Origin of the sequence: Variovorax sp. 679, from assembly GCF_003952185.1 — a bacterium.
Lineage (GTDB): Bacteria > Pseudomonadota > Gammaproteobacteria > Burkholderiales > Burkholderiaceae_C > Variovorax.
On sequence record NZ_RXFS01000007.1, the window covers coordinates 50,364 to 74,816 of the forward strand.

Consider the following 24,453-nt stretch of genomic DNA (forward strand, 5'->3'; position numbering starts at 1 on the left):
CGGCGATGGACCCGCTCTTCTTCAAGCTGGTGCGGGTCGTGAACCTCACGGCGCGGCCTTTTCACGAGCGCGTAGGCCGCGAGCACCGGCTCACGCTGAACGAGTGGCGCACGATGGCCGTGCTCGCCGCGCAGCCGGGGCTCAACGCCACGCAGGTTGCCGACCAGACCGGCCTCGACAAGATGGCGGTGAGCCGCGCGCTCGCCGGCCTGCGGCGGCACAAGCGCATGCAGCGTCACGACGATCCGACCGACCGGCGCAGCAGCCGGCTCTATCTCACCGCCGCCGGCAAGGCACTGCATGAAACGGTCGGCGCGCTCGGCCGCGAGCGCGAGGCCGAGCTCTTCGCGGGCATCGAGGCCGGCGAACTGGCGCGCATGGAGGCCACGCTCGACAAGCTGATCCTCGCCGTGTCGAACAGCGGCGACGGCGGTGGCGATGGCGCTCAGGGGCCGGACGCTCAGGCCGTGTAGCCGCCGTCCACGCTCAGGCTGGCGCCGGTGACGAAGCCGCCATCGGGCCCGACGAGATACGCCACCATGCCGGCAATCTCGTCGGCGCGGCCGTGGCGCGGCAGGGCCATGAGGCCGTGCATGAAGCCGGCGCGCGGTCCGGCGGCGGGGTTCATGTCGGTGTCGGTCGGGCCCGGCTGCACGTTGTTGACCGTGATGCCGCGCGGGCCGAGGTCACGTGCCAGGCCGCGCGTGAGGCCGACGATCGCGGCCTTGCTCATTGCATAGACGCTGGCGCCCGCAGCCGGCACGCGCTCGGCGTTGATGCTGCCGATGTTGACGATCCGCCCGCCCTCGCCCATGCGGCGCGCGGCCGCCTGGGTCGCGACGAAGACGGCGCGCACATTGACGTTCACGGTGCGGTCGAAGTCCTCGAGCGTGAAGCTGTCGAGATCGCCGCGCAGGTAGACACCGGCGTTGTTCACCAGGATGTCGAGCCGTCCGAAGGCCTTCGCGGCCTGCTCGACGGCGGCGGTGAGCGCAGCGGCATCGCCCGCATCGGCACGAAGGGCGAGTGCGCGGCCGCCGGCGGCGCGGATCTCGCCGGCCAGCGCGTCGGCCTCGGCCTGCGCGCTCACGAAGGTGAAGGCCACTGCGGTGCCGTCGCGCGCCAGCCGGCGCACGATGGCCGCGCCGATGCCGCGCGAGCCACCGGTGACGAGAGCAGCCTTGCCGGCCAGGGCGGGCTTGGGAGTCGGGTGCGTCATCGTCGTCGCGTCCGGGCTCAGGCCGCGAAGCCGCCGTCGATGTTCAGGCTGGCGCCTGTGACGAACGCGGCTTCCGGGCTGGCCAGGTAGCCGACCATGCCGGCGATTTCTTCCGGGAGGGCGTGGCGGGCGACTGCCATCAGGCCGTGCATGGCGGCGGCATTGGGGCCGTCCACCGGGTTCATGTCGGTGTTGACCGGGCCGGGCTGCACGTTGTTGACGGTGATGCCGCGCGGGCCGAGGTCGCGCGACAGGCCCTGCACCAGGCCGACCAGCGCCGACTTGCTCATGGCATAGGCGCTGCCGCCGGGCCAGGGCATGCGCACGGCGTTGGTGCTGCCGATATTGATGATGCGGCCGCCTTGGCCCATGTGGCGCGAGGCCGCCTTGGCGGCAACGAAGACAGCGCGCACGTTGACGTTCAGCGTCTTGTCGAAGTCCTCGAGCGAGAAGTCGTCGAGGGTGCCGCCGAGGAACACGCCGGCGTTGTTCACCAGGATGTCGATCTTGCCGAAAGCGCGGGCCGCTTCGTCGATGCCGGCGGTGAGGGCCGCGGCATCGGCGCTGTCGATCTTCAGAGCGAGGGCGCGGCCGCCTTCGGACTGAATGCTGCGCACCAGCTCGTCGGCCGGGGCGGCCGAGCTGGAGTAGCTGAAGGCGACGGCGGCGCCGTCGCGCACCAGCCGGCGCACGATGGCCGCGCCGATGCCGCGCGAACCGCCGGTGACGAAGGCGACCTTGCCGGCCAGGACGGGGGAAGAAGACGAAGAAGAAGCAGTGTTGGAGGCCATGATTTTTCCGATGAGGTGGAGGAAGAAGGCCTCAGTTTGGGTTTTTCATTCCTTCTTCGGTAGCCACCAATTGGCTCAATCAAATTCAACCAATGGTTGAAGATGAGCACGACAATGCGGCCATGGAGCCGCTCAATCACCTCGAATCCTTCGTGCAGAGCGCCGAAGGCGGCAGCTTTTCCGAGGCTGCCCGGCGCCTGGGCCTGACGCCGGCCGCCGTCAGCAAGAACGTGGCGCGGCTCGAAGCGCGTCTGGGCGTGCGGCTGTTCCAGCGCAGCACGCGCCGCCTGACGCTGACCGAGGGCGGCGAACGCTTCCTGGCGCAGGTCGCCCCCGCGCTGGCCACGCTGCAGGAGGCCGTGGCCGGCGTCGATACCGACGACGGCCAGCCCGCCGGCACGCTGAAGGTGAGCATGGGCCAGGCCTTCGGGCGCGAGCATGTGCTGCCGATGATGGGCGACTTTCTCGCGCGCTATCCGGCCATCCTGCCGGACTGGCATTTCGACAACCAGCAGGTCGACCTGGTCGGCGAGGGCTTCGACGCGGCCATCGGCGGCGGCATCGAGCTGCCGGCCGGGATGGTGGCGCGGGAGCTGGCGCGCATCCACGTGGTGGCGGTGGCGTCGCCCGCGTACATGGAGGGACGGCAGCTGCCCAAGCACCCGTCGGAACTGGCGGCGCTCGACACGCTGCTGCGCCGCTCCTCGCCCACGGGCCGGGTGCGCAGCTGGACGCTGCGGCGCGTGCGCGCAGGTGCCGGCGAGGGAGAAATCAGCGTCGAGCTGCCACGGCCGCGCGCGATCTTCAACGACCCCGAGGCGATCGCGCATGCCGCGCTGATGGGGCTGGGCGCGGCAATGCTGCCGCTGCCCTTCGTGGAACGCGGGCTGCGCAGCGGCGCGCTGCTGAGGCTGCTGCCCGAGTGGTACCAGGACGCGGGCGCGGTGTGGCTCTACTACCCGAGCAAGAAGCTGCTGCCGCCGAAGACGCGGGTGTTCATCGACTTCGTGCTCGAGCGTTTGCGCAGCGAGCGCTTTGCGCAGCGGATGCAGGTGGCTTGAGGCAGGGCGCCCGGCGGACTGCCAACTCCCTCACAAGCTCACGGGGTTTTCACCCGCGACGGCCGCAGCGCGCGCCTGTACAAACGCGCGCATGACCAATTTCACCCTCACCCCGAATCGCCGCACCGCGCTGGCCGCGTCGATCGCCGCCGCACTGACCCTGATGACCGCCCCCTCGTGGGCCCAGAGCACCTGGCCGACCAAGCCCGTGCGCATCGTCGTGCCCTTCGCGGCCGGCGGCACCACCGACATCCTGGCGCGCGCCGTGGCGCCCGAGCTGTCGAAGGCCTTCGGCCAGCAGTTCATCGTGGACAACCGCCCTGGCGCGGGCGGCAACCTGGGCGCCGAGATCGTCGCGCGCGCGCCGAACGACGGCTACACGCTGCTGATGGGCACGGTGGGCACGCACGGCATCAACCGCGCGCTGTACCCCAAGCTGCCCTTCGACCCCATCAAGGACTTCGCGCCGATCACGCTGGTGGCCGCCGTGCCGAACGTGATGGAGATGAACGCCGACAAGGCGAAGTCGCTGAACATCCGCAACGTGCAGGACTTCATCAAGTACACCAAGGCCAACCCGGGCAAGCTGAACATGGCCTCCAGCGGCAGCGGCACCTCGATCCACCTGGCGGGCGAGCTGTTCAAGAGCATGACGGGCACGTTCATGGCGCACATCCCGTACAAGGGCTCGGGCCCCGCGCTGCTGGACATGGTGGGCGGCAGCGCCGACGTGATGTTCGACAACCTGCCTTCGTCGATGGCGCAGATCAAGGGCGGCAAGCTCACCGCGCTGGCCGTGACGAGCGCGCAGCGTTCGCCGGCGCTGCCGGACATTCCGACGGTGGAGGAAGTGGGTGGCCCGTCGCTCAAGGGCTACGAGGCGAGCTCGTGGTTCGGGCTGCTGGCGCCGGCCGGCACCTCGCCCGAGATCGTGAACCGGATCCAGCAGGAAGTGGCCAAGTCGCTGGGCACGCCGGCCATCAAGGAGAAGATGCTCGCGCAGGGCGCGATCCCTAGCGGGAATTCGCCGGCGGACTTCACGAAGCTCATTGCGAGCGAGCACGTGAAGTGGGCGAAGGTGGTGAAGGACTCCGGAGCGAAGGTGGACTAACCCCCAGGCTTCGCGCACTTCGTGTCGCTACGCCTTCCCCCTTGCAGGGGGCAACGCCTGCGGCCCGGCTGAGCCGGTTCCGCGGCGTTTCATGAAAGACGCCGGTGGGCCCTGTTGATCAGGTCTTCCAGGTCACGTCTTTTTTCTCGGCCAGCGAGTCCTTGAGCATGTGCAGCAGGGGGATCGCACGCTGGTGCAGCCCGATGTGCTGCTTCTCGGCCTCGTTGGCGTGGCCTTCGACGGCGTAGTCGTCGTTGTTGTGGGCGTTGGAGGCCTCGCGCGCGAGCGCGGCTTCGATGGCTGCAATGGCTCCCGGAATCTGCTCGACGGTGATGATGCCCTGCGGGGCGATCGACTTGCCGACGATCTCGAGCAGCTGGCGGGCATGCACTTCGAGCATCACGAAATCGGGAGAGGCCCGGGACTGGAATCGATAGAGCATGGTGTTCTCACTCACTTGTAGATGTAGTCACGGGCAAAAGGGTACACCGATTGCGCGCCGCGCAGAACGCCGTGTTCGACCTTTCCGTCGGGCCTGGTGGAAAGCATCTGGTGCAGCGAGATCCAGCCCTGTTCGAAGCTCATGGCCGAGCCCGCGAGGTACAGGCGATAGGCCCGCAGCACGCGCTCGGCGTTCTCGCCCTGGCGGCCGCCGCTGCGCTGGAGCACCTCGCGCGCGGTGTCGAGCTGCGCCTCCAGCGCATCGGACCAGGCCCACAGCGTGCGCGCGTAGTGCGGGCGCAGGCTCTCGGTGTCGACCATCTCCAGGCCGGCCGCGGCCGTCTCGCGCAGCACGTGCGTCACGTGCAGCAACTCGCCGCCGGGGAAGATGTATTTCTCGATGAAGTCGCCCATGCCGGCGCCGAGCTGCCGGTAGTTGAGCTCGCCCGAGGTGATGCCGTGGTTCAGCACCAGGCCGCCCGGCTTCAGCAGCGAATGGATCTTGCGGAAGTAGGTCGGCATGTTGGCCGCGCCCACGTGCTCGAACATGCCGACCGACGAGATCTTGTCGAAGGGCCGGTCGGTGGGCACCTCGCGGTAGTCGCGCAGCTCGACGCGCACGCGGCCCTGCAGGCCCTTTTCCTCGATCAGCCGCTGCACGTGCGCATGCTGGTTCTTCGACAGTGTGATGCCGGTGGCGTCCACCCCGTAGTGCTCGGCCGCCCACAGCAGCAGCGCGCCCCAGCCGGAGCCGATGTCGAGGTAGCGCTCGCCCGGCTGCAGCATGAGCTTGCGGCAGATGTGGTCGAGCTTGGCTTCCTGCGCCTGCGCCAGCGTGAGCTCGGGCGTACGGAAGTACGCGCATGAATACACGCGGCGCGGGTCGAGCCACAGCGCATAGAAGTCGTCGGAGACGTCGTAGTGGAACTCGATCTGGGCCGCGTCCTTGCGCAGCGAATGCGAGCCGTGCGACTTGGCCCGGCGCTGCAGGCGGCTCCACCAGCCGGTGTCGGTCTCGGCCGGGTTGCCCGGCAGCATGCCGACCGTGGCGTCGATCAGGTCGCGCATGGCGCCTTCGATCTGCACCTTGCCCTCGACGTATGCCTCGCCGATGGCTCCCACCTGTCGTGCCGCCAGCTTGGCGAGCACCGCCCATTCCTTGAAGGCCAGCGTGACGCGGGCTCCCGCCTGGGCAACGCGCCGGCCATCCGGCAGTTCAAGCGCGATGGGAACAGGCAGCGAAGCCAGCTGCGACTCGATCTTGGGTATCAAGTGTTGCATGGGGCCATGGTATTGATTTTTCCAAGTTTTTGCATGACTACCCGTGTCGGCGGAGGCCCCGAGCGGCCTGTCGGACGGCCCGCACGAACCCGGATTGACATCAGATTGTTTATGTCTAAACTATTGAATCATGAACAGCTTCAGCCCGTCCAAGCCCGCCCCCGCCTCGGACCTCCAACGCATCCTGTGCATCGGCGGCGGGCCGGCAGGCCTCTACTTCGCCCTGCTGATGAAGGCACGCAACCCTGCGCTGCAGATCACGGTAGTGGAGCGCAACCGCCCCTTCGACACCTTCGGCTGGGGCGTGGTGCTGAGCGACCAGACACTCGCCAACCTGCGCGCGGCCGATGCGCCAACCGCGGCGCTCATCGGCGACGAGTTCCACCACTGGGACGACATCCAGGTCTTCTTCAAGGGCGGCCAGGTGCGCTCGGGCGGACATGGCTTCTGCGGCATCGGCCGCAAGCGCCTGCTGAACATCCTGCAGGAGCGCTGCCTCGAACTCGGCGTCGAGCTGGTGTTCGAAACCGACGTCGCCGACGACCAGGCCATTGCCGCGAAATACCAGGCCGACCTGGTGATCGCCAGCGACGGCCTCAACAGCCGCATCCGCCAGCGCTATGCCGACGTGTTCAAGCCCGACGTCGATCTGCGCAACTGCCGCTTCGTGTGGCTGGGCACGCACCAGACCTTCGACGCCTTCACCTTCGCCTTCGAGCAGACCGAGCACGGCTGGTTCCAGGCGCACGCCTACCAGTTCGACGACAAGACTTCGACCTTCATCGTCGAGACGCCAGAGGCCGTGTGGAAGGCCCATGGCCTCGACCAGATGGAGCAGCCAGAAGCCATCGCCTTCTGCGAGAAGCTGTTCGCCAAGTACCTCGGCGGCCATTCGCTGATCAGCAATGCCACGCACCTGCGCGGCTCGGCCAACTGGATCCGCTTTCCGCGCGTGGTGTGCGAGCGCTGGACGCACCGCATCGACGTCGAGGGCCGCTCCGTGCCCGTGGTGCTGATGGGCGACGCGGCGCACACGGCGCACTTCTCGATCGGCTCGGGCACCAAGCTCGCGCTGGAAGATGCGATCGACCTGGCCAACGAATTCGCGCAGGGCGGCACCATCGACCACGTGCTCGAAGGCTACGAGGCGCGCCGCAGCGTCGAGGTGCTGAAGATCCAGAACGCCGCGCGCAACTCCACCGAGTGGTTCGAGAACGTGCCGCGCTACACCGGCATGCAGATCGAGCAGTTCGCCTACTCGCTGCTCACGCGCTCGCAGCGCATCAGCCACGAGAACCTGCGCCTGCGCGACACGCAATGGCTGGGCGGCTACGAACAATGGCTGGCCGGCGGCAAGGCGCTCCCGCCGATGCTCATGCCCTACAAGGTGCGCGGGCTCACGCTGAAGAACCGCATCCTGGTTTCGCCAATGGCCACCTACAGCGCGGTCGACGGCGTGCCGCAAGATTTTCTGCTGGTGCATCTTGGTGCGCGCGCGCTCGGCGGTGCCGCGATGGTGTTCGTCGAAATGACGAGCCCGACGCCTGAAGGCCGCATCACCCCCGGCTGCACAGGTCTCTACAACGACGCGCAGCAGGCCGCGTTCAAGCGCATCGTCGATTTCGTGCACACGCAGTCGAGCGCGAAGATCGCGATGCAGCTCGGCCACAGCGGCCCCAAGGGCTCCACTCGCGTGGGCTGGGAAGGCACCGACGAGCCGCTAGAAAGCGGCAACTGGCCGCTGCTGGCCGCGAGCGCGCTGCCCTACGGCGAACAGAACCAGTTGCCCGCCGCCATCTCGCGTGCCGAGATGGACACGCTGCGCGACCAGTTCGTCGACTCGACACGCCGCGCCGCCGAGTGCGGCTTCGACTGGCTCGAGCTGCACTGCGCGCACGGCTACCTGCTGTCGGCCTTCATCAGCCCGCTGACGAACCAGCGCACCGACGAGTACGGCGGCGACATCGAGGCGCGCTGCCGATATCCGCTCGAAGTGTTCCGCGCCATGCGCGCCGTGTGGCCCGCCGACAAGCCCATGAGCGTGCGCATCTCCGCGCACGACTGGGCGCCCGGCGGCAACACCGACAACGACGCCATCGTGGTCGCACGCCTCTTCAAGGAGGCCGGCGCCGACTTCATCGACGTGTCTTCCGGCCAGACCACGCGCGCCGCGAAACCGGTGTACGGCCGCATGTACCAGACGCCGTTCTCGGACCGCATCCGCAACGAGGTCGGCATCTCGACCATCGCGGTGGGCGCCATCACCGACGCCGACCAGGCCAACAGCATCATCGCGGCCGGCCGTGCCGACCTCTGCGCCATCGCGCGTCCGCACCTGGCAGACCCGGCATGGACGCTGCACGAAGCGGCCAAGCTGCAGAGTCGTGATGTCGAGTGGCCCGTGCAGTACCTCAGCGGGCGCGACCAGATGTACCGCGAGATCGCGAAGCAGCAACAGCTCGCGGCCGCCGCCAATGCCGCGATGGCCGCGCAGAACAGCGAGGAGACACACTAGGATGAAGCTCACCCCCAGTCTTCGCGCACTTCGTGTCGCTTCGCCAACCCCCTTTCAGGGGGCGACACCAGCAGCCCGGCAAAGCCGGTTCCGCGGTGTCTCCCGACTGAATCGGGGCAGTTTCATGGGTCGTGGGTCGCGCGCAGCGCGGTGGAGCAACTGACATGGATCTCGAAGCACGCGCGCACAGCGAACACCCCGAAGCACTGCGGCTGTGGCTTCGGCTGCTCACCTGCACCCAGCTGATCGAGAAGCAGGTGCGCAACGGACTGCGCTCGCAGTTCGCCACCACGCTGCCGCGCTTCGACCTGATGTCGCAGCTCGAGCGCTCGCCCGAGGGACTCAAGATGAACGAGCTCTCGCGCCGCATGATGGTGACGGGCGGCAACGTGACCGGCATCACCGACCAGCTCGTGACCGAGGGGCTGGTGGAGCGCGTCGACGTCGAGGGCGACCGCCGCGCCTGGCGCGTTCGCCTCACGCCGCGCGGACGCAAGCTCTTCAACGAGATGGCGCAACAGCACGAAGACTGGATCGTCGAGGCCTTCGCGGGACTCGGCGCCAAGGAGATCGCACAGCTCCACAAGCTGCTCGGCAAGGTCAAGCAGCACTCGCACAACCAACTACTGATAGCGGAGACCGAATGAAGCACTACATCGGCGCGGGCAATCCCATGCGCGCGCAATTCGAGGCGAAGGCGCCTTACAAGGCCGAGCACTTCGCATGGAGTTTCGAGGCCGGCGTGGGCACCATCACGCTGAACCGGCCGGAGCGCAAGAACCCGCTGACCTTCGACTCGTACGCCGAGCTGCGCGACCTGTTCCGCGCGCTGACCTACGCGACCGACGTGAAGACGATCGTCGTGACCGGCGCGGGCGGCAACTTCTGCTCTGGCGGCGACGTGCACGAGATCATCGGCCCGCTGACCGGCATGCGCATGCCGGAGCTGCTGGAGTTCACGCGCATGACGGGCGACCTGGTGAAGGCGATGCGCGCGTGTCCGCAGCCCATAGTCGGTGCCATCGACGGCGTGTGCGCCGGCGCCGGCGCGATGATCGCGCTGGCCTGCGACCTTCGCTACGGCTCGCCGGCCACGCGCACGGCCTTTCTCTTCACGCGGGTCGGCCTCGCCGGCGCGGACATGGGCGCCTGCGCGCTGCTGCCGCGCGTGATCGGCCAGGGCCGCGCGTCGGAACTGCTCTTCACGGGCCGCGCCATGACGGCGCAGGAAGGCCATGCCTGGGGCTTCTTCAACGCGCTGCACGAAAGCGATGCACTGCTCGAAGCCGCCACCAAGGTGGCGCGCGACCTGGCTGAAGGCCCGACCTTCGCGCACGGCATGACCAAGACCATGCTGTCGCAGGAATGGTCGATGACCATCGACCAGGCCATCGAGGCCGAAGCGCAGGCGCAGGCCATCTGCATGCAGACCGAAGACTTCAAGCGGGCATACGAGGCCTTCGCGGCCAAGCGCAAGCCCGTGTTCGGCGGAGACTGACGCGATGATGACCAAGGCTCCCGCACCGCCATCGACCGCGCACCTCGCGCTGCCGTTCTTCGACGACGTGCATCGCGCGCTCGCCGACGGGCTGCTGCCCTGGGCTGCGGCGCAGGAAGTCGATGAGCGCGACGACCGCGCCGCCTGCCGCGACTGGGTCCAGCGCCTCGGCGCCGGCGGGTGGCTGCGCTATTGCGTGCCTGGCACGTCCGGCGGCGCGCTGGAACGGCTCGACTCGCGCGCCCTCGTGCTGCTGCGCGAGACGCTGGCATTTCACTCGCCGCTCGCGGACTTCGCGTTCGCGATGCAGGGCCTGGGCAGCGGGGCGATCACGCTCGCAGGCACGCCCGAACAGCACGCGAACTACCTGACGGCCGTGGCCAAGGGCAGCAAGATCGCGGCGTTCGCACTCAGCGAGCCCGAGGCTGGCTCCGATGTTGGCGCGATGGCCATGCGCGCCGAGGAAACCGCCGACGGCTGGAAGCTCAACGGCGAGAAGACCTGGATCAGCAACGGCGGCATCGCCGATTTCTACTGCGTGTTCGCGAAGACCGACCCTGCAGGCGGCACGCGCGGCATCACGGCATTCATCGTCGACGCGACGACGCCCGGCCTCGACACCTCCGCGCACATCGACGTGATGGCGCCGCATCCTCTCGCCACGCTGCGCTTCGAGAACTGCGTCGTGCCGCGCACGGCGCAGCTCGGCGAGCTCAACGGCGGCTTCAAGCTCGCGATGCGCACGCTCGACATCTTCCGCGCCTCGGTGGCAGCAGCCGCACTCGGCATGGGGCGTCGCGCGCTGACGGAAGCGATCGCGCATTCGAAGAAGCGCCGCATGTTCGGCCAGACGCTCGCTGACTTCCAGCTCACCCAGGCCAAGCTCGGCGAGATGGCCGCGCTGATCGACAGCGCTGCGCTGCTCACCTACCGCGCGGCATGGATGCGCGACGACGCCGAACAGCGCGGTGCACCTGCGGTGGGCGATGTGTCGGCCGCTGCAGCCATGGCCAAGATGTGCGCCACCGAGAACGCAAGCCGCGTGATCGACATGGCGCTGCAGATGCACGGCGGCCTCGGCGTGAAGGTTGGCACGAAGGTTGAAAGCCTCTACCGCGACATCCGCTCGCTGCGCATCTACGAGGGCGCGACGGAAGTTCAACAACTGATCATCGGCAAATCCGTTCTGCGGGGATAAACACCGTGTCTGCCCAAGTCGACCGCTTCGTTCACGACCGCCTGCCGCCTGCGGCGCAGCTGCCCGTCTTTCGCTACGACCTGCCCGAGCTGAGGTTGCCCGACCAGCTGAACCTGGTCGAGGAACTGCTCGACAAGGCAGCGGCGAAAGGATTCGGCGACAAGCCGATGCTGCGCTCGCCGCAGGGCACGCTGACGTACGCGCAGGCGGCCGTCGAGGTCAATCGCATCGCGCAGGTGCTGACGGAGGACCTCGGGCTGGTGCCGGGCAACCGGGTGCTGCTGCGCGGCGGCAACTCGGTGGCCATGGCGCTGTCGTGGCTCGCGGTGGTGAAGGCCGGGCTGATCGCGGTGGCGACGATGCCGCTGCTGCGCGCAAAGGAACTGGGCGACATCATCGAGAAGGCGCAGCCCGTGGCCGCGCTGTGCGACGGGCGCCTGCTCGACGAACTGGCGATCGCGCAGCGGGAGCATCCGGTGCTTGCCACGGTGATCGCATTCAACAAGCCCGACGCGGAAGACTCACTCTCCGCGCGTGCGGCGAAGAAGAGCGGTGTGTTCAGGGCCTGCCCCACGGCTTCCGACGATGTCGCGCTGCTGGCCTTCACCTCGGGCACCACTGGCAAGCCGAAGGCGCCCGTCACCACGCACCGCGACGTGCTCGCGATGTGCGAGACATGGCCGCGCCACGTGCTGCGCGCGCGCAGCGACGACATCGTGGTGGGATCGCCGCCGCTGGCCTTCACCTTCGGGCTGGGTGGGCTGCTGGTGTTTCCAATGTGGGCGGGGGCGTCAGTCTATTTTCCCGATGCTCCGTTCACGCCCGAGGGGCTGGTGAAGCTCATCAACGAGGTCGGCGCGACCATCTGCTACACGGCACCCACCTTCTATCGCCAGATGGCGCCGTTCGTGAAGCAGCACGGCATGCCCGGTCTGCGCATCAGCGTGAGCGCCGGCGAGGCCTTGCCCGACGCCACGCGCCAGCTGTGGAAGGAGGCTTCCGGCATCGAGATGCTCGACGGCATCGGCGGCACCGAGGTGTTCCACATCTACATCTCGGCGGCGGGCGACGAGGTGCGCCGGGGTGCGGTCGGCAAGGCAGTGCCCGGCTTCATCGCGAAGGTGGTCGACAGCGAAGGCAACGAAGTGCCGCGCGGCACGGTCGGCAAGCTCGCGCTGCAGGGGCCGGTGGGCTGCCGGTATCTGGACGATCCGCGCCAGGCCGACTACGTGAAGAATGGCTGGAACTACCCGGGCGATTCGTTCGTACAGGACGACGATGGCTACTTCTTCTACCAGGCGCGTGCCGACGACATGATCATCACGGCCGGCTACAACGTCGGCGGGCCGGAGGTGGAGGATGCACTGCTCAAGCACCCGGCCGTGGCCGAGTGCGGCGTGATCGGCAAACCCGATGCCGAGCGGGGCATGATCGTGAAGGCGTTCTGCGTCCTCAAACCGGGCAACGAGGGCGATGCAGCCCTCGTGAAGGCACTGCAGGACCATGTGAAGGCGACCATCGCGCCATTCAAATACCCGCGGGAGATCGAGTTCGTGCCGGTACTGCCGCGCACCGAAACCGGCAAGCTCCAGAGATTCAAACTGAGACAACTCAACACGACATCATGATCAACAAACTCCTGCAGCCCGAAGGCTGGTTGCCTCCCAAGGGCTATGCGAACGGCGTTGCCGCTCGTGGAACGATGCTGTTCATCGGCGGCCAGATCGGCTGGAATGCACAGCAGCAATTCGAGTCGGACGACTTCATCGACCAATGCGGCCTGGCTCTGCGCAACATCGCCGAGGTGCTGCGCGCGGGCGGCGCGGGCCCCGAGCACATGGTGCGCATGACCTGGTACGTGACGGATCGCGATGAATACAGCCGCCGGCTCGCCGAGCTCGGCCCTGTCTACCGCGATGCAATGGGCCGCAACTTCCCGGCCATGACATGCGTGCAGGTGGCGGCGCTGGTGGAGCACCGCGCCAAGGTCGAGATCGAGGTGACGGCGGTCATTCCGGACTGATCGCAGCGGCTCGTTTCAGCGCCGCAAATGAAAATGCCCTCATTACGAGGGCATTTCTTTTTTACGAATTTATTGGGCAAAGAAAAAGGCCCTTTGAAATTCAAAGGGCCTTTTTAATTGGTTGCGCGAGCAAGATTTGAACTTGCGACCTTTGGGTTATGAGCCCAACGAGCTACCAGGCTGCTCCATCGCGCGGCAGACTTAGATTATAGCTTATTCAGCAGCGTTTTGCTCGGCTGCGTCTTCTTTAATTTCAGGACGGTCAACCAGTTCGACGAGCGCCATCGGAGCGTTGTCGCCCACGCGGAAACCCATCTTCAGGATGCGGGTGTAGCCCCCCGGACGCGCTGCAAAACGCGGGCCGAGTTCGCCGAAGAGCTTGACGACGCTGTCGCGGCTGCGCAGGCGGTCGAAGGCCAGGCGCTTGTTGGCCAGCGTGGGCTTCTTGGCGAGCGTGATCATCGGCTCGATGACGCGGCGCAGTTCCTTGGCCTTGGGGACCGTGGTCTTGATGACTTCGTGCTCGATGAGCGAATTCATCATGTTCTGCAGCATCGCGAGGCGGTGCGAGCTGGTGCGGTTGAGTTTGCGGAGTCCGTGTCCGTGACGCATGGTGCTTTCCTTTACTTTATAAAAACAGGCAGCCGTGTCAGGTACTGCCCGGTGCACTGGCCCTTTTCAGGGGGCCTCTTTCAAAAATTCAAATAATCAACGCTTGTCGAGACCGGCCGGCGGCCAGCTTTCGAGCTTCATGCCCAAGGTCAGGCCGCGGGAGGCAAGCACTTCCTTGATTTCGTTGAGCGACTTGCGACCCAGGTTCGGGGTCTTGAGCAGCTCGTTTTCGGTGCGCTGGATCAGGTCACCGATGTAGTAGATGTTTTCGGCCTTCAGGCAGTTGGCCGAACGCACGGTGAGTTCGAGCTCGTCGACAGGGCGCAGCAGGATCGGATCGAACTGCTGTGCGCTGCGCGGTGCGGGTGCATCGAATGCAGCGAGTTCGCCGCCTTCGAGCTGCGCGAACACAGCGAGCTGCTCGACCAGGATTTTAGCCGAAGCGCGCACTGCGTCTTCCGCGGTGATTGCGCCGTTGGTTTCGATCTCGACCAGCAGCTTGTCCAGGTCGGTACGCTGCTCGACGCGGGCGCTTTCGACCGTGTAGCTCACGCGCTTGACGGGCGAGAACGAAGCGTCGAGGACAATGCGGCCGATCGACTTGGTCGGCTCGTCCGCATAGCGGCGCATCGTGCCGGGCACGTAGCCGCGGCCCTTCTCGACCTTGATCTGCATGTCGAGCTTGCCGCCTTGCGACAGGTGGGCGATCACGTGGTCGGGGTTGATGATCTCGACGTCGTGCGGGGTCTGGATGTCCGATGCCAGGACCGGGCCTTCGCCGTCCTTGCGCAGGCTCAGCGTGACTTCGTCGCGGTTGTGGAGCTTGAACACCACGCCCTTGAGATTCAGCAGGATGTTGACGACATCTTCCTGCACGCCGTCGATCGACGAGTACTCATGCAGAACGCCAGCGATCGTGACTTCGGTGGCCGAGTAGCCGACCATGGACGACAGCAGAACGCGACGCAGCGCGTTGCCGAGCGTGTGGCCGTAGCCGCGCTCGAAAGGCTCGAGCGTCACCTTGGCCTTGTTGGCGGCAAGTTGCTCGACCTGGATGGTCTTGGGTTTCAGCAGGGTGGTTTGCATGCAGACTTCCTCTCAATACCCCCGGCTCGTTACACCGGTAAGGCTGGTGAAGCACCTGAGCCGCGACGAAGCGCGGAACAGGAACGTGAACAACAAAAACAATCTCCCGCCGACGCGTGGATGCGCAGGCGGGTAGAAAAAATCAACGCGAATACAGTTCGACGATCAGCGATTCGTTGATGTCGGCTGCGAATTCGTCGCGATCGGGCACCTTCTTGAACGTGCCTTCGGCCTTGTCGGCATTCACGTCGACCCAGGCCGGGATACCGACTTGCTGGGCGAGTTGCAGAGCTTCGACGATGCGGGTCTGCTTCTTCGACTTGTCGCGCACGGCGATCACGTCGCCGGTCTTCACCAGGTACGACGGGATGTTGACCGACTGACCGTTCACCGTGATCGCCTTGTGCGACACGAGCTGGCGCGCTTCGGCGCGGGTCGAGCCGAAGCCCATGCGGTAGACGACGTTGTCCAGGCGCGATTCGAGGATGAACAGCAGGTTGGCGCCGGTGTTGCCACGACGGCGATCAGCTTCTTCGAAGTAGCGGCGGAACTGCTTCTCGAGCACGCCGTACATGCGCTTGACCTTCTGCTTTTCGCGCAGCTGCAGGCCGTAGTCGGAGGTGCGCTGACCCGAGGTGCGACCGTGCTGGCCGGGCTTGGAGTCGAACTTGGCCTTGTCCTGGATCGAACGGCGGGCGCTCTTCAGGAACAGGTCGGTGCCTTCACGGCGGGAAAGTTTGGCCTTGGGGCCGAGGTAACGTGCCACGATTTTTCCTTTGTGTCATCTGCCGCAGTTGCCTGCGGGAGCCATCTGCGGGACGCGGATGGCGGTGGGCTTAGTAAAAAAACAAATGCGCAGCCGCTCTTCAAAGCCGGCTGCGCCTTGCTGACCGACGATCAGATGCGGCGACGCTTCTGGGGACGGCAGCCGTTGTGCGGAACGGGCGTCACGTCGGCAATGGAGTTGATCCGGATGCCGAGCGCAGCCAGTGCGCGCACCGACGATTCGCGACCGGGGCCGGGGCCCTTGATCTCGACGTCGAGGTTCTTGATGCCTTGTTCGACAGCAGCACGGCCGGCCACTTCGGAAGCGACCTGCGCAGCGAACGGGGTCGACTTGCGCGAGCCCTTGAAGCCCTGGCCACCCGACGAAGCCCACGACAGGGCGTTGCCCTGGCGATCGGTGATCGTGATGATGGTGTTGTTGAACGAAGCGTGCACGTGAGCGATGCCGTCCGCAACGTTCTTGCGAACCTTCTTGCGAACGCGCTGTGCGGCGTTGTTTGCAGGTGCTTTAGCCATGCTGTTCTATCCTTATTTCTTCAGGGACTGCGCAGCCTTGCGCGGACCCTTGCGAGTGCGGGCGTTGGTGCGCGTGCGCTGGCCGCGCATCGGCAGGCCGCGACGGTGACGGAAGCCGCGATAGCAACCGATGTCCATCAGGCGCTTGATGTTCATCGTCGTTTCGCGACGCAGATCGCCTTCGATGGTGAACAGAGCGATCTGGTCGCGGATCTTCTCGAGATCGGCGTCGGTCAGATCCTTGATCTTCTTCGAATATTCGATGCCGCTCGCTTCGCAGATCTGACGGGCGCGGGTGCGACCGATGCCGAAGATGGCGGTCAGGCCGATTTCAGCGTGCTTGTGCGGCGGGATGTTGATGCCAGCAATACGTGCCATGTGCGTCCTCTAATACTCTTCAATCAACCCTGGCGCTGCTTATGGCGCGGGTCGGTGCAGATCACACGCACCACACCCTTGCGGCGGATGACCTTGCAATTACGGCAAATGGTTTTGACCGAAGCCGAAACTCTCATTTCACTCTCCTAAAACTGTTTAACGTGGCGGTCTACCGCCCGGACTCAATACTGAAACACAGCCCTACGATGTCTTGAAGTTCGCCTTCTTCAGCAGCGATTCGTACTGCTGGGACATCATGTAGTTTTGCACCTGGGCCATGAAGTCCATCGTGACGACCACGATGATCAGCAGGGAGGTACCACCGAAGTAGAACGGCACGTTGTACTTCAGGATCAGGAACTCTGGCAGCAGGCAGACGAAGGTGATGTACACCGCGCCAGCCAGCGTCAGGCGAACCAGAATCTTGTCGATGTAGCGAGCGGTCTGGTCACCCGGGCGAATGCCAGGAATGAATGCGCCACTCTTCTTCAGGTTGTCAGCCGTTTCCTTGCTGTTGAACACGAGTGCCGTGTAGAAAAAGCAGAAGAAAACGATCGCAGCGGCATACAGCAGCACGTAGATCGGCTCGCCGGGGCGCAGTGCGCTGGCAACGTCCTTGATCCAGCGGAAGCCGCCTTCGCCGGTGCTGAACCAGCCAACCACCGTTGCCGGCAGCAGGATGATCGACGAGGCGAAGATCGGCGGAATCACGCCAGCCATGTTCAGCTTCAGCGGCAGGTGCGACGATTGACCGCCATATACCTTGTTGCCGACCTGGCGCCGCGCATAGTTCACGAGGATCTTGCGCTGACCTCGCTCCACGAACACCACGAAGTAGGTGACCAGCACCACCACGGCGACGATGAAGAGCGCGATGATCACGTTCATGGCGCCGGTACGCACCAGCTCCAGCAGACCGCCGATGGCGTTGGGCAGGCCTGCCGCGATACCCGCGAAGATCAGGATCGAGATGCCGTTGCCCAGGCCACGCTCGGTGATCTGCTCGCCGAGCCACATCAGGAACATCGAACCCGCCGTCAGGCTCACCATGGCGGTGATGCGGAAGCCGAAACCGGGCGAGATCACCAGGCCGGCCGACGACTCGAGAGCCACCGCGATGCTGAACGACTGGAACAGCGCCAGACCCAGCGCGCCATAGCGCGTGTACTGCGTGATCTTGCGGCGGCCGGCCTCGCCTTCCTTCTTCAATTGCTCGAAGGTCGGAAGCACGTAGGTCATCAGCTGCATGATGATCGACGCCGAGATGTACGGCATGATCCCCAACGCGAACACGGTGAAGCGCGACAGCGCCCCGCCCGAGAACATGTTGAACAGGCTCAGAATGCCGCCCTGCTGGCCCTGGAACAGCGCAGCCAGCTGGTCCGGGTTGATACCCGGCACAGGGATGTGCGCGCCAATCCGGTAGACCACGAGCGCGAGCAGCAAAAAGACGAGCCGACGACGAAGGTCGCCGAACTTGCCTGTTTTTGCGATCGTTGCCGCGTTAGTTGCCACGAAGAACTTCTTTCAGTCCGATGATGATCAGGCGATGCTACCGCCAGCCGCTTCGATAGCGGCCTTGGCGCCAGCCGTTGCGCCCACGCCCGTCAGCTTGACGGCCTTGGTGAGCTCACCGGTCTTCACGACCTTGACGACCTTGGCCAGCTGGCCGACGAGGCCGGCTTGCTTCAGCGCCAGGATGTCCACTTCGGCCAGGCCGAGCTGCTCGAGGGCGGTCAGCGTGACTTCGGCGTTGAACTTCAGCAGGTGCGACTTGAAGCCACGCTTCGGCAGACGACGCTGCAGCGGCATTTGACCGCCTTCGAAGCCGACCTTGTGGAAACCGCCTGCGCGCGACTTCTGGCCCTTGTGGCCGCGACCCGAGGTCTTGCCCAGGCCGGAACCGATACCGCGGCCGACACGGCGCTTGGCGTGCTTGGCGCCATCCGCCGGCTTGATGCCATTGAGTTCCATATCAGTCTCTCTTACAGGACTTTGACCAGATAACTGATCTTGTTGATCATGCCGCGCACCGCGGGCGTGTCTTGCAGCTCGCTCACGCTGTTGAGCTTGCGCAGGCCGAGGCCGCGCACGGTCGCGCGATGCGATTCCTTGGTGCCGATCGGGCTCTTGACCAGCTGCACCTTGAGGGTTTGTTGTTGCGTCATTTGAATGCTTCCTTGAGGCTTGCGACGGCCTGCGCTCAGGCGAAGATTTCTTCGACGGTCAGGCCACGCTTGGCAGCCACTTCGCTGGCGGTCGTCGAATTCTTCAATCCGTCGAGCGTGGCGCGAACCATGTTGTAGGGGTTCGACGAACCATGGCTCTTGGCCACGATGTCGGTGATACCCATCACTTCGAACACGGCGCGCATCGGGCCGCCGGCGATGATGCCGGTACCCTTGGGAGCCGGATACATCACGACCGTCGAAGCGCCGTGGTGGCCTTGCACCTGGTGGTGCAGCGTGCCGTTCTTGATCGAAACCTTCAGCAGGTTGCGACGCGCTTCTTCCATTGCCTTCTGCACTGCAGCGGGCACTTCCTTCGACTTGCCCTTGCCCATGCCGACGCGGCCATCGCCGTCACCGACCACGGTGAGTGCTGCGAAACCGAGGATACGACCACCCTTCACCACCTTGGTGACGCGGTTGATCGCGATCATCTTCTCGCGCAAACCGTCCTCAGGGCCTTCGTTCTGAGCTCTTGCCTGAATCTTTGCCATTTTGAATCTCGTGTCCGGTTAGAACTGCAGGCCGGCTTCGCGGGCGGCCTCGGCCAACGCCTTGACGCGGCCGTGGTATGCGAAACCTGCGCGGTCGAAGGCGACCTTCTCGACGCCGGCAGCCTTCGCCTTTTCAGCGATGCGCTTGCCGACGGCGGTGGCGGCGGCGGCATTGCCACCCTTGCCCGAACCGCCGAGCGAGGTACGCACTTCGGCTTCTGCCGTCGATGCGGTTGCAATCACCTTGGTGCCGTCGTCGGAGATGACAGTGGCGTAGATGTGCAGATTGGTGCGGTTCACCGTCAGACGGGCCACACCCTGCGTCGCGATGCGGATGCGGGTCTGGCGCGAGCGGCGAAGACGCTGTGCTTTTTTGGTCAACATCATTTTGCTGCCCCTTACTTCTTCTTGGTCTCTTTGATCACGATCTTCTCGTCCGCATAGCGGATGCCCTTGCCCTTGTAGGGCTCTGGCGGACGAACAGCGCGGATCTCAGCGGCGATTTGACCAACGCGCTGACGGTCAGCACCCTTGATCACGATTTCAGTCGGGGTCGCGGTGGCCACCGTGATGCCTTGCGGCATGTCGATGTTGACTGGATGCGAATAGCCGACCTGGAGGTTCAGCTTCGTGCCCTGGGCTGCGGCCTTGTAGCCGACGCCGATCAGGTTGAGCTTCTTCTCGAAGCCCTTGGTCACACCGACCACCATGTTGTTCACGAGCTGGCGAACCGTGCCGCTCATCGCGTTGGCTTCACGCGAATCGTTGGCGGGCTCGAAGCTCAGCTTGCCGTCCTTGCTGACGACGTTGACCAGTGCATTGCGCGCGAGGGCGAGCGTGCCGCCCGTGCCCTTGACGCTGATCTGATCTTCCTTGATCGACACATCCACGCCTGCGGGGATGGTGATCGGCATTTTTCCTACTCGGGACATTTCAGTAACTCCTCGATGTCTCGGTTAGGCGACGTAGCACAGAACTTCGCCGCCGACACCGGAAGCGCGAGCCTTGCGGTCGGTCATCACGCCCTTGGGGGTCGTGACGATCGCAACGCCGAGGCCGTTCTGGACCTGCGGGATCGAAGCACTGGCCTTGTAGACGCGCAGGCCAGGGCGGCTCACGCGCTCGATGCGCTCGATGACCGGACGGCCAGCGTAGTACTTCAGCGAGATTTCAAGTTCGCTCTTGCCGGCTTCGGTCTTGACCTGAAAGCCGTCGATGTAGCCCTCGTCCTTCAGGACTTGTGCGATCGCGATCTTCACCTTGGAAGACGGGACCGACACGGTGGGCTTCGCCACCATCTGCGCGTTGCGGATACGCGTCAGCAGGTCGGCAATGGGATCACTCATGCTCATGTTGTTTGCTCCTGCCTGGCTTACCAGCTGGCCTTGGTGACACCGGGGATGTCGCCGTTGAAAGCCAGTTCGCGGATCTTGGCGCGGGCCAGACCGAATTGACGGAAGGTGCCACGCGGGCGACCGGTGATTTCGCAACGGTTGCGCTGACGCGTGGGGTTCGCGTTACGCGGCAGCTTTTGCAGCGCCAGACGTGCAGCAGCGCGCTCTTCTTCGCTCTTCTTCAGGTCGTTGGAAGCTGCCTTCAGTTCCGCGTGCTTCGCGGCGAACTTGGCAACCAGCTTGTCGCGCTTGAGTTCGCGCTGGATCAAAGATGCTTTAGCCACAGGTCACCTCAGTTCTTGAACGGGAAACGGAAGCCAGCGAGAAGCGCCTTGGCTTCTTCGTCGGTCTTGGCCGTCGTCGTGATGCTGATATTGAGACCGCGCAGGGCATCGACCTTGTCGTACTCGATCTCGGGGAAAATGATCTGTTCCTTGACACCGATGTTGTAGTTGCCACGGCCATCGAAAGCACGGCCGGAGATACCACGGAAGTCGCGAACGCGCGGCAGCGCGATGGTCACGAAACGGTCCAGGAATTCGTACATGTGCACGCCACGCAGCGTGACCATGCAGCCGATCGGCTGGTTTTCGCGGATCTTGAAGCCGGCGATAGCCTTCTTCGACTTGGTGACCACGGGCTTCTGGCCGGCGATCTTGGTCAGGTCGGCGACGGCGTTGTCGAGAACCTTCTTGTCGGCGACTGCTTCACCCACACCCATGTTGAGCGTGATCTTGGTGAGGCGCGGAACCTGCATCGGCGACGTGTAGCCGAACTTTTCCGTCAGGTCTTTCGCGATCTTTTCGCGATAGTGTTGTTGGAGACGTGCCATGTGAGTACCTCTTAGGCGAACTTGATTTCTTCGCCGCTCGACTTGAACACGCGAACAGCCACGCGCTTGCCGTCAGCATCCTGGGTGACCTTGACGCCCACGCGATCGGCCTTGCCGGTCGCAGCGTTGAAGATCGCCACGTTGGACTGGTGAATCGGCATGGCCTTCTCGACGATGCCACCGGTCGTACCCTTGAGCGGGTTCGGCTTGGTGTGCTTCTTGACGAGATTGATGCCTTCGATGACCACGTGCGAGTCATCCTTGCGCAGCGAGACGGTGCCCCGCTTGCCCTTGTCGCGGCCGGCCAACACGATGACCTGGTCGCCCTTGCGAATCTTGTTCATGGCGTTGTGTCCTTAGAGAACTTCGGGTGCCAGCGACACGATCTTCATGAACTTCTCGGTGCGCAGTTCGCGCGTGACCGGTCCGAAGATGCGGGTGCCGATGGGCTCCAGCTTGGCGTTGAGCAACACTGCAGCGTTGCCGTCGAATTTCACGAGCGAACCGTCGGCGCGACGGATGCCCTTGGCGGTGCGAACCACCACTGCGCTGTAGATCTCGCCCTTCTTGACGCGACCACGCGGAGCGGCTTCCTTGATGCTGACCTTGATGACATCGCCCACGCTGGCGTAACGCCGCTTGGAGCCACCGAGCACCTTGATACACAGGACGGATTTCGCGCCCGTGTTGTCGGCCACTTCGAGCCGGGATTCAGTTTGGATCATTTCTTGATATTCCCAACTTGTACTGATGCGCCACCAGGAGGGAGGCAAATCAGTCAGTCTTGGGCCCGTCGTCCATACCCCGAACCACTCGGGGCACTTCCGCTTTGGGCTGAAAGCTCCGCCTTTTGAAAGCGAAGCCCGCGATTGTTGCACGCATGAATTCGGAAGTCAACAACCCTGCCTGCTCTTCAGCGCTGCAACTAGACTCCGGGGCGTGCGCAAGCCCGAAGAAACCATCCTTTCGACCTCGTTGCTGCAGCGCCGCCGCCTGATTCTGGCGGGCGGTGCCGGCCTGGCGATGCTGGGTCTCCCCGGCTGCAAGAGCGGCGCGATGCCGAATCCCGACCCCGGCCGGCTGCGCCGCATCGCCGAGGCGCGCTGGCCGCACCGCCTTCATATAGAAGGAACCACAGTCGGCGGTCTCTCCGGCATCGACTACGACCCGATCCGAGGTGAGTACCTGCTCATCAGCGACGACCGGTCAGATCTTGCTCCCGTGCGCTACTACATCGCCCGCTGGCCCGACCCGCAGGCCGGGCCGCCCGAACCGACAGGCGTTGTGCAGCTGCAACGCCCCGGTGGCGGCCCCTGGCCGAACCGACGCAACGCGGTCGACGGGCTCCCGGTCCCCGACCCAGAGGCGCTGCGCCTGCGCCCCGAGACCAACACCCTGCTGTGGACCAGCGAGGGCGACATCGCCCGCGGCTTCGGCCCTGCGCTGTACGAATCGGCCCGCGACGGCCGCTTTCTGCGCGAATTCCAGATGCCAGCGATGTTCCGGCCCGATCCCGCCCAGCGCCGCGGCCCGCGCGACAACCTGACCTTCGAAGGCGTCAGCCTCACGCCCGACGGCCGATTCGCCTGGCTGGGAATGGAAAACGCCCTGATCCAGGATGGCCCCGAGCCGACCATCGGCGCGCCCGGCGGCCCCTGCCGCTTCACCCGGATCGACCTCGAGACCGGCCAGGCCGACCGCCAGATCGCCTACGTTCCCGACGCCATCCCGTTGCGCCCGCTAGTTCCCGGCAGCTACGCCGACAACGGCGTGAGCGAGATCCTGATGCTCGATGCCGACCGCATGCTGGTGCTGGAGCGCGCCTACGCCACCGGCCGCGGCAATTCGCTGCGCCTGTATGAAATAGACACCCGTGCAGCCAGCGACGTGCTCGCCGTCGACGCGCTGGCGCCCGGCAACCACCGGCCGGCGGCCAAGACGCTGGTGGCCGACTTCGCCGCACTAGGCCTCTCGCGGCTCGACAACACCGAAGGCATGTGCTGGGGCCCGCCCCTGCCAGGCGGCAAGCGCATGCTGGTGGTCGTGAGCGACGACAATTTCAACCCGCTTCAAATCACCCAGTTCGCTGCCTTCGAATACGCCGACCGACCATGACCATCGCCGTGACCTTCCTGCCCCGCACCGGCCCCGCGCCGCTGCCCCCCGTCGCCTTCATCGGGGGCGGCAACATGGCCAGCGCCATCATCGGCGGCCTGATCCAGCAAGGCACCCCGGCCAACGCGTTCGAGGTGGTCGAGCCTTTCGACGAGGCGCGTACGAAGCTGGCCCACTCCTTCGGCATCGTCGCGAAGGCCGAGGCGGGTGAAGCCCTCTCGCGCTGCGGCGTGGTGGTCTGGGCGGTCAAGCCACAGACTTTTGCCGAAGCCGCCCGGCCGGTGCGCCCCTTTGCGGAGGACGCCCTGCACCTGAGCGTGGCGGCCGGCATCCCGTCCGACAGCATCGCCCGCTGGCTCGGCACCGAACGCGTGGTGCGCGCCATGCCCAACACGCCCGCGCTGGTCGGCAAGGGCATGACCGGCCTGTTCGCCCGCCCCGGCGTGGACGGCGCCGACCGCTCGATGGTCGGGCAGCTGCTGGCGCCCACCGGCGAGCTGCTCTGGGTCGATGCCGAGCCGGCACTCGATGCAGTGACCGCCATGTCGGGCTCGGGCCCAGCCTACGTGTTCTATTTCATCGAGGCAATGACCGAAGCCGGTGTCGAGATGGGCCTCACGCCCGACCAGGCTCAGCGGCTGGCCATCGGCACCTTCACCGGCGCCTCGGCGCTGGCGCACAGCGCGACCGAGCCGCCGTCGGTGCTGCGCGAACGCGTGACCTCCAAGGGCGGCACGACCTACGCGGCCATCACCTCGCTGCAGGCTGCCGACGTGAAGTCGCAGTTCAAGACCGCGATCCGCGCGGCACAGAAGCGCGCCGCCGAACTGGGCGAGGAATTCGGCCGCGACTGACCGGACAACGGCAAGAGAAA

General features: G+C 65.4%; 32 protein-coding genes and 1 tRNA gene. 11 read left to right on the forward strand and 22 right to left on the reverse strand.

Annotated elements, in window-relative coordinates:
* The first annotated feature begins 5 nt into the window (after positions 1-5).
* Positions 6-473 carry a MarR family winged helix-turn-helix transcriptional regulator gene (locus EJO71_RS18635; RefSeq protein ID WP_125950517.1) on the forward strand — a complete coding sequence of 156 codons (468 nt, stop codon included), beginning with the start codon at positions 6-8 and terminating at the stop codon, positions 471-473.
* Here the strand turns inward: EJO71_RS18635 and EJO71_RS18640 are convergent.
* Positions 461-1,219 (reverse strand): SDR family oxidoreductase, encoded by a 759-nt coding sequence (locus EJO71_RS18640; protein WP_125950516.1) that lies wholly within the window; start codon positions 1,217-1,219, stop codon positions 461-463. The two genes, EJO71_RS18635 and EJO71_RS18640, sit on opposite strands and share 13 nt — an antisense overlap.
* 17 nt (positions 1,220-1,236) lie before the next feature.
* Positions 1,237-2,010, reverse strand: a complete 774-nt coding sequence (locus EJO71_RS18645) for an SDR family oxidoreductase (RefSeq protein ID WP_125950515.1) — start codon at positions 2,008-2,010, stop codon at positions 1,237-1,239.
* A 122-nt stretch (positions 2,011-2,132) separates the two neighbouring features.
* Between EJO71_RS18645 and EJO71_RS18650 the strand changes: the two genes are divergently transcribed.
* Both EJO71_RS18650 and EJO71_RS18655 read left to right on the forward strand, forming a co-directional pair.
* Complete coding sequence (locus EJO71_RS18650; protein ID WP_125950589.1) at positions 2,133-3,071, forward strand: LysR family transcriptional regulator; 939 nt, start codon at positions 2,133-2,135, stop codon at positions 3,069-3,071.
* Between the two features lie 91 nt (positions 3,072-3,162).
* On the forward strand, positions 3,163-4,182 hold the full coding sequence (locus EJO71_RS18655; protein ID WP_125950514.1) for a tripartite tricarboxylate transporter substrate binding protein: 1,020 nt from the start codon (positions 3,163-3,165) through the stop codon (positions 4,180-4,182).
* Between the two features lie 118 nt (positions 4,183-4,300).
* On the opposite strand, the gene EJO71_RS18660 is transcribed toward EJO71_RS18655, so the two are convergent.
* Complete coding sequence (locus EJO71_RS18660) at positions 4,301-4,624, reverse strand: DUF1840 domain-containing protein (RefSeq protein WP_125950513.1); 324 nt, start codon at positions 4,622-4,624, stop codon at positions 4,301-4,303.
* A gap of 11 nt (positions 4,625-4,635) precedes the next feature.
* Complete coding sequence (locus EJO71_RS18665; RefSeq protein ID WP_125950512.1) at positions 4,636-5,904, reverse strand: cyclopropane-fatty-acyl-phospholipid synthase family protein; 1,269 nt, start codon at positions 5,902-5,904, stop codon at positions 4,636-4,638.
* Positions 5,905-6,034: 130 nt separating this feature from the next.
* Here EJO71_RS18665 and EJO71_RS18670 point away from each other — a divergent pair, with 130 nt between their 5' ends.
* From EJO71_RS18670 to EJO71_RS18700, 6 genes are all read left to right on the forward strand, one after another.
* Positions 6,035-8,419, forward strand: coding sequence for a bifunctional salicylyl-CoA 5-hydroxylase/oxidoreductase (locus EJO71_RS18670; RefSeq protein WP_125950511.1), 2,385 nt, complete (start codon positions 6,035-6,037; stop codon positions 8,417-8,419).
* A 164-nt stretch (positions 8,420-8,583) separates the two neighbouring features.
* Positions 8,584-9,066, forward strand: a complete 483-nt coding sequence (locus tag EJO71_RS18680; RefSeq protein WP_125950510.1) for a MarR family transcriptional regulator — start codon at positions 8,584-8,586, stop codon at positions 9,064-9,066.
* On the forward strand, positions 9,063-9,917 hold the full coding sequence (locus EJO71_RS18685; RefSeq protein WP_125950509.1) for an enoyl-CoA hydratase family protein: 855 nt from the start codon (positions 9,063-9,065) through the stop codon (positions 9,915-9,917). Before EJO71_RS18680 ends, EJO71_RS18685 begins: the two co-directional genes overlap by 4 nt.
* Before the next feature lie 4 nt (positions 9,918-9,921).
* Entirely contained in the window at positions 9,922-11,115 is a 1,194-nt protein-coding gene (locus EJO71_RS18690; RefSeq protein ID WP_125950508.1) for an acyl-CoA dehydrogenase family protein, read from the forward strand.
* Positions 11,116-11,120: 5 nt separating this feature from the next.
* A complete protein-coding gene (locus EJO71_RS18695) occupies positions 11,121-12,743 on the forward strand; it encodes an AMP-binding protein (RefSeq protein WP_125950507.1) in 1,623 nt (540 codons plus the stop codon).
* Positions 12,740-13,138, forward strand: coding sequence for a RidA family protein (locus EJO71_RS18700; RefSeq protein ID WP_125950506.1), 399 nt, complete (start codon positions 12,740-12,742; stop codon positions 13,136-13,138). The genes EJO71_RS18695 and EJO71_RS18700 overlap by 4 nt, the downstream gene beginning before the upstream one ends.
* Positions 13,139-13,256: 118 nt before the next feature.
* On the opposite strand, the gene EJO71_RS18705 is transcribed toward EJO71_RS18700, so the two are convergent.
* The 18 genes from EJO71_RS18705 to rplN all read right to left on the reverse strand — a co-directional run bounded on the left by EJO71_RS18705 (position 13,257) and on the right by rplN (position 22,189).
* A tRNA-Met gene (locus EJO71_RS18705) sits at positions 13,257-13,333 on the reverse strand.
* 18 nt (positions 13,334-13,351) lie between these two features.
* Positions 13,352-13,750: a 50S ribosomal protein L17 gene (gene rplQ, locus EJO71_RS18710; protein WP_125950505.1), complete on the reverse strand. Its 399-nt coding sequence runs from the start codon at positions 13,748-13,750 to the stop codon at positions 13,352-13,354.
* Between the two features lie 96 nt (positions 13,751-13,846).
* A complete protein-coding gene (rpoA, locus tag EJO71_RS18715) occupies positions 13,847-14,836 on the reverse strand; it encodes a DNA-directed RNA polymerase subunit alpha (protein ID WP_009124827.1) in 990 nt (329 codons plus the stop codon).
* 142 nt (positions 14,837-14,978) lie between these two features.
* A complete protein-coding gene (rpsD, locus tag EJO71_RS18720) occupies positions 14,979-15,602 on the reverse strand; it encodes a 30S ribosomal protein S4 (protein ID WP_125950504.1) in 624 nt (207 codons plus the stop codon).
* Positions 15,603-15,733: 131 nt separating this feature from the next.
* The gene (rpsK, locus tag EJO71_RS18725) at positions 15,734-16,138 is read right to left on the reverse strand and encodes a 30S ribosomal protein S11 (protein ID WP_009124825.1); all 405 of its coding nucleotides are present in this window, start codon (positions 16,136-16,138) and stop codon (positions 15,734-15,736) included.
* A gap of 12 nt (positions 16,139-16,150) precedes the next feature.
* Positions 16,151-16,516 (reverse strand): 30S ribosomal protein S13, encoded by a 366-nt coding sequence (rpsM, locus tag EJO71_RS18730; RefSeq protein ID WP_013544105.1) that lies wholly within the window; start codon positions 16,514-16,516, stop codon positions 16,151-16,153.
* 23 nt (positions 16,517-16,539) lie between these two features.
* On the reverse strand, positions 16,540-16,653 hold the full coding sequence (gene rpmJ / locus EJO71_RS18735) for a 50S ribosomal protein L36 (protein WP_013544106.1): 114 nt from the start codon (positions 16,651-16,653) through the stop codon (positions 16,540-16,542).
* 64 nt (positions 16,654-16,717) lie between these two features.
* Entirely contained in the window at positions 16,718-18,031 is a 1,314-nt protein-coding gene (secY, locus tag EJO71_RS18740; RefSeq protein WP_125950503.1) for a preprotein translocase subunit SecY, read from the reverse strand.
* Between the two features lie 27 nt (positions 18,032-18,058).
* The gene (gene rplO, locus EJO71_RS18745) at positions 18,059-18,490 is read right to left on the reverse strand and encodes a 50S ribosomal protein L15 (protein WP_019653975.1); all 432 of its coding nucleotides are present in this window, start codon (positions 18,488-18,490) and stop codon (positions 18,059-18,061) included.
* 11 nt (positions 18,491-18,501) lie between these two features.
* Positions 18,502-18,684, reverse strand: coding sequence for a 50S ribosomal protein L30 (gene rpmD / locus EJO71_RS18750; protein ID WP_019653974.1), 183 nt, complete (start codon positions 18,682-18,684; stop codon positions 18,502-18,504).
* 35 nt (positions 18,685-18,719) lie between these two features.
* Positions 18,720-19,238 (reverse strand): 30S ribosomal protein S5, encoded by a 519-nt coding sequence (rpsE, locus tag EJO71_RS18755; protein ID WP_125950502.1) that lies wholly within the window; start codon positions 19,236-19,238, stop codon positions 18,720-18,722.
* A gap of 18 nt (positions 19,239-19,256) precedes the next feature.
* Entirely contained in the window at positions 19,257-19,622 is a 366-nt protein-coding gene (gene rplR / locus EJO71_RS18760) for a 50S ribosomal protein L18 (RefSeq protein ID WP_042672913.1), read from the reverse strand.
* A 14-nt stretch (positions 19,623-19,636) separates the two neighbouring features.
* Entirely contained in the window at positions 19,637-20,170 is a 534-nt protein-coding gene (gene rplF, locus EJO71_RS18765; RefSeq protein WP_125950501.1) for a 50S ribosomal protein L6, read from the reverse strand.
* A 24-nt stretch (positions 20,171-20,194) separates the two neighbouring features.
* Positions 20,195-20,590, reverse strand: coding sequence for a 30S ribosomal protein S8 (gene rpsH, locus EJO71_RS18770; protein ID WP_081267428.1), 396 nt, complete (start codon positions 20,588-20,590; stop codon positions 20,195-20,197).
* A gap of 20 nt (positions 20,591-20,610) precedes the next feature.
* Entirely contained in the window at positions 20,611-20,916 is a 306-nt protein-coding gene (rpsN, locus tag EJO71_RS18775; protein WP_093196101.1) for a 30S ribosomal protein S14, read from the reverse strand.
* 8 nt (positions 20,917-20,924) lie between these two features.
* The gene (gene rplE, locus EJO71_RS18780; RefSeq protein WP_093196100.1) at positions 20,925-21,464 is read right to left on the reverse strand and encodes a 50S ribosomal protein L5; all 540 of its coding nucleotides are present in this window, start codon (positions 21,462-21,464) and stop codon (positions 20,925-20,927) included.
* A gap of 11 nt (positions 21,465-21,475) precedes the next feature.
* A complete protein-coding gene (rplX, locus tag EJO71_RS18785; protein WP_093196099.1) occupies positions 21,476-21,808 on the reverse strand; it encodes a 50S ribosomal protein L24 in 333 nt (110 codons plus the stop codon).
* Positions 21,809-21,820: 12 nt separating this feature from the next.
* Positions 21,821-22,189: a 50S ribosomal protein L14 gene (rplN, locus tag EJO71_RS18790; protein WP_009124801.1), complete on the reverse strand. Its 369-nt coding sequence runs from the start codon at positions 22,187-22,189 to the stop codon at positions 21,821-21,823.
* Between the two features lie 298 nt (positions 22,190-22,487).
* Between rplN and EJO71_RS18795 the strand changes: the two genes are divergently transcribed.
* Both EJO71_RS18795 and proC read left to right on the forward strand, forming a co-directional pair.
* Complete coding sequence (locus EJO71_RS18795) at positions 22,488-23,579, forward strand: esterase-like activity of phytase family protein (RefSeq protein ID WP_125950588.1); 1,092 nt, start codon at positions 22,488-22,490, stop codon at positions 23,577-23,579.
* Positions 23,576-24,433: a pyrroline-5-carboxylate reductase gene (proC, locus tag EJO71_RS18800; protein ID WP_125950500.1), complete on the forward strand. Its 858-nt coding sequence runs from the start codon at positions 23,576-23,578 to the stop codon at positions 24,431-24,433. Before EJO71_RS18795 ends, proC begins: the two co-directional genes overlap by 4 nt.
* Positions 24,434-24,453: the final 20 nt, after the last annotated feature.

Coding starts and splice junctions, on each gene's coding strand:
- EJO71_RS18635 (WP_125950517.1), top strand. CDS start 6: ATGGACCCGCTCTTCTTCAAGCTGGTGCGGGTCGTGAACCTCACGGCG.
- EJO71_RS18640 (WP_125950516.1), bottom strand. CDS start 1,219: ATGACGCACCCGACTCCCAAGCCCGCCCTGGCCGGCAAGGCTGCTCTC.
- EJO71_RS18645 (WP_125950515.1), bottom strand. CDS start 2,010: ATGGCCTCCAACACTGCTTCTTCTTCGTCTTCTTCCCCCGTCCTGGCC.
- EJO71_RS18650 (WP_125950589.1), top strand. CDS start 2,133: ATGGAGCCGCTCAATCACCTCGAATCCTTCGTGCAGAGCGCCGAAGGC.
- EJO71_RS18655 (WP_125950514.1), top strand. CDS start 3,163: ATGACCAATTTCACCCTCACCCCGAATCGCCGCACCGCGCTGGCCGCG.
- EJO71_RS18660 (WP_125950513.1), bottom strand. CDS start 4,624: ATGCTCTATCGATTCCAGTCCCGGGCCTCTCCCGATTTCGTGATGCTC.
- EJO71_RS18665 (WP_125950512.1), bottom strand. CDS start 5,904: ATGCAACACTTGATACCCAAGATCGAGTCGCAGCTGGCTTCGCTGCCT.
- EJO71_RS18670 (WP_125950511.1), top strand. CDS start 6,035: ATGAACAGCTTCAGCCCGTCCAAGCCCGCCCCCGCCTCGGACCTCCAA.
- EJO71_RS18680 (WP_125950510.1), top strand. CDS start 8,584: ATGGATCTCGAAGCACGCGCGCACAGCGAACACCCCGAAGCACTGCGG.
- EJO71_RS18685 (WP_125950509.1), top strand. CDS start 9,063: ATGAAGCACTACATCGGCGCGGGCAATCCCATGCGCGCGCAATTCGAG.
- EJO71_RS18690 (WP_125950508.1), top strand. CDS start 9,922: ATGATGACCAAGGCTCCCGCACCGCCATCGACCGCGCACCTCGCGCTG.
- EJO71_RS18700 (WP_125950506.1), top strand. CDS start 12,740: ATGATCAACAAACTCCTGCAGCCCGAAGGCTGGTTGCCTCCCAAGGGC.
- rplQ (WP_125950505.1), bottom strand. CDS start 13,750: ATGCGTCACGGACACGGACTCCGCAAACTCAACCGCACCAGCTCGCAC.
- rpoA (WP_009124827.1), bottom strand. CDS start 14,836: ATGCAAACCACCCTGCTGAAACCCAAGACCATCCAGGTCGAGCAACTT.
- rpsK (WP_009124825.1), bottom strand. CDS start 16,138: ATGGCTAAAGCACCTGCAAACAACGCCGCACAGCGCGTTCGCAAGAAG.
- rpsM (WP_013544105.1), bottom strand. CDS start 16,516: ATGGCACGTATTGCTGGCATCAACATCCCGCCGCACAAGCACGCTGAA.
- rpmJ (WP_013544106.1), bottom strand. CDS start 16,653: ATGAGAGTTTCGGCTTCGGTCAAAACCATTTGCCGTAATTGCAAGGTC.
- rplO (WP_019653975.1), bottom strand. CDS start 18,490: ATGGAACTCAATGGCATCAAGCCGGCGGATGGCGCCAAGCACGCCAAG.
- rpmD (WP_019653974.1), bottom strand. CDS start 18,684: ATGACGCAACAACAAACCCTCAAGGTGCAGCTGGTCAAGAGCCCGATC.
- rpsE (WP_125950502.1), bottom strand. CDS start 19,238: ATGGCAAAGATTCAGGCAAGAGCTCAGAACGAAGGCCCTGAGGACGGT.
- rplR (WP_042672913.1), bottom strand. CDS start 19,622: ATGTTGACCAAAAAAGCACAGCGTCTTCGCCGCTCGCGCCAGACCCGC.
- rplF (WP_125950501.1), bottom strand. CDS start 20,170: ATGTCCCGAGTAGGAAAAATGCCGATCACCATCCCCGCAGGCGTGGAT.
- rpsH (WP_081267428.1), bottom strand. CDS start 20,590: ATGAGCATGAGTGATCCCATTGCCGACCTGCTGACGCGTATCCGCAAC.
- rplE (WP_093196100.1), bottom strand. CDS start 21,464: ATGGCACGTCTCCAACAACACTATCGCGAAAAGATCGCGAAAGACCTG.
- rplX (WP_093196099.1), bottom strand. CDS start 21,808: ATGAACAAGATTCGCAAGGGCGACCAGGTCATCGTGTTGGCCGGCCGC.
- rplN (WP_009124801.1), bottom strand. CDS start 22,189: ATGATCCAAACTGAATCCCGGCTCGAAGTGGCCGACAACACGGGCGCG.
- EJO71_RS18795 (WP_125950588.1), top strand. CDS start 22,488: ATGCTGGGTCTCCCCGGCTGCAAGAGCGGCGCGATGCCGAATCCCGAC.
- proC (WP_125950500.1), top strand. CDS start 23,576: ATGACCATCGCCGTGACCTTCCTGCCCCGCACCGGCCCCGCGCCGCTG.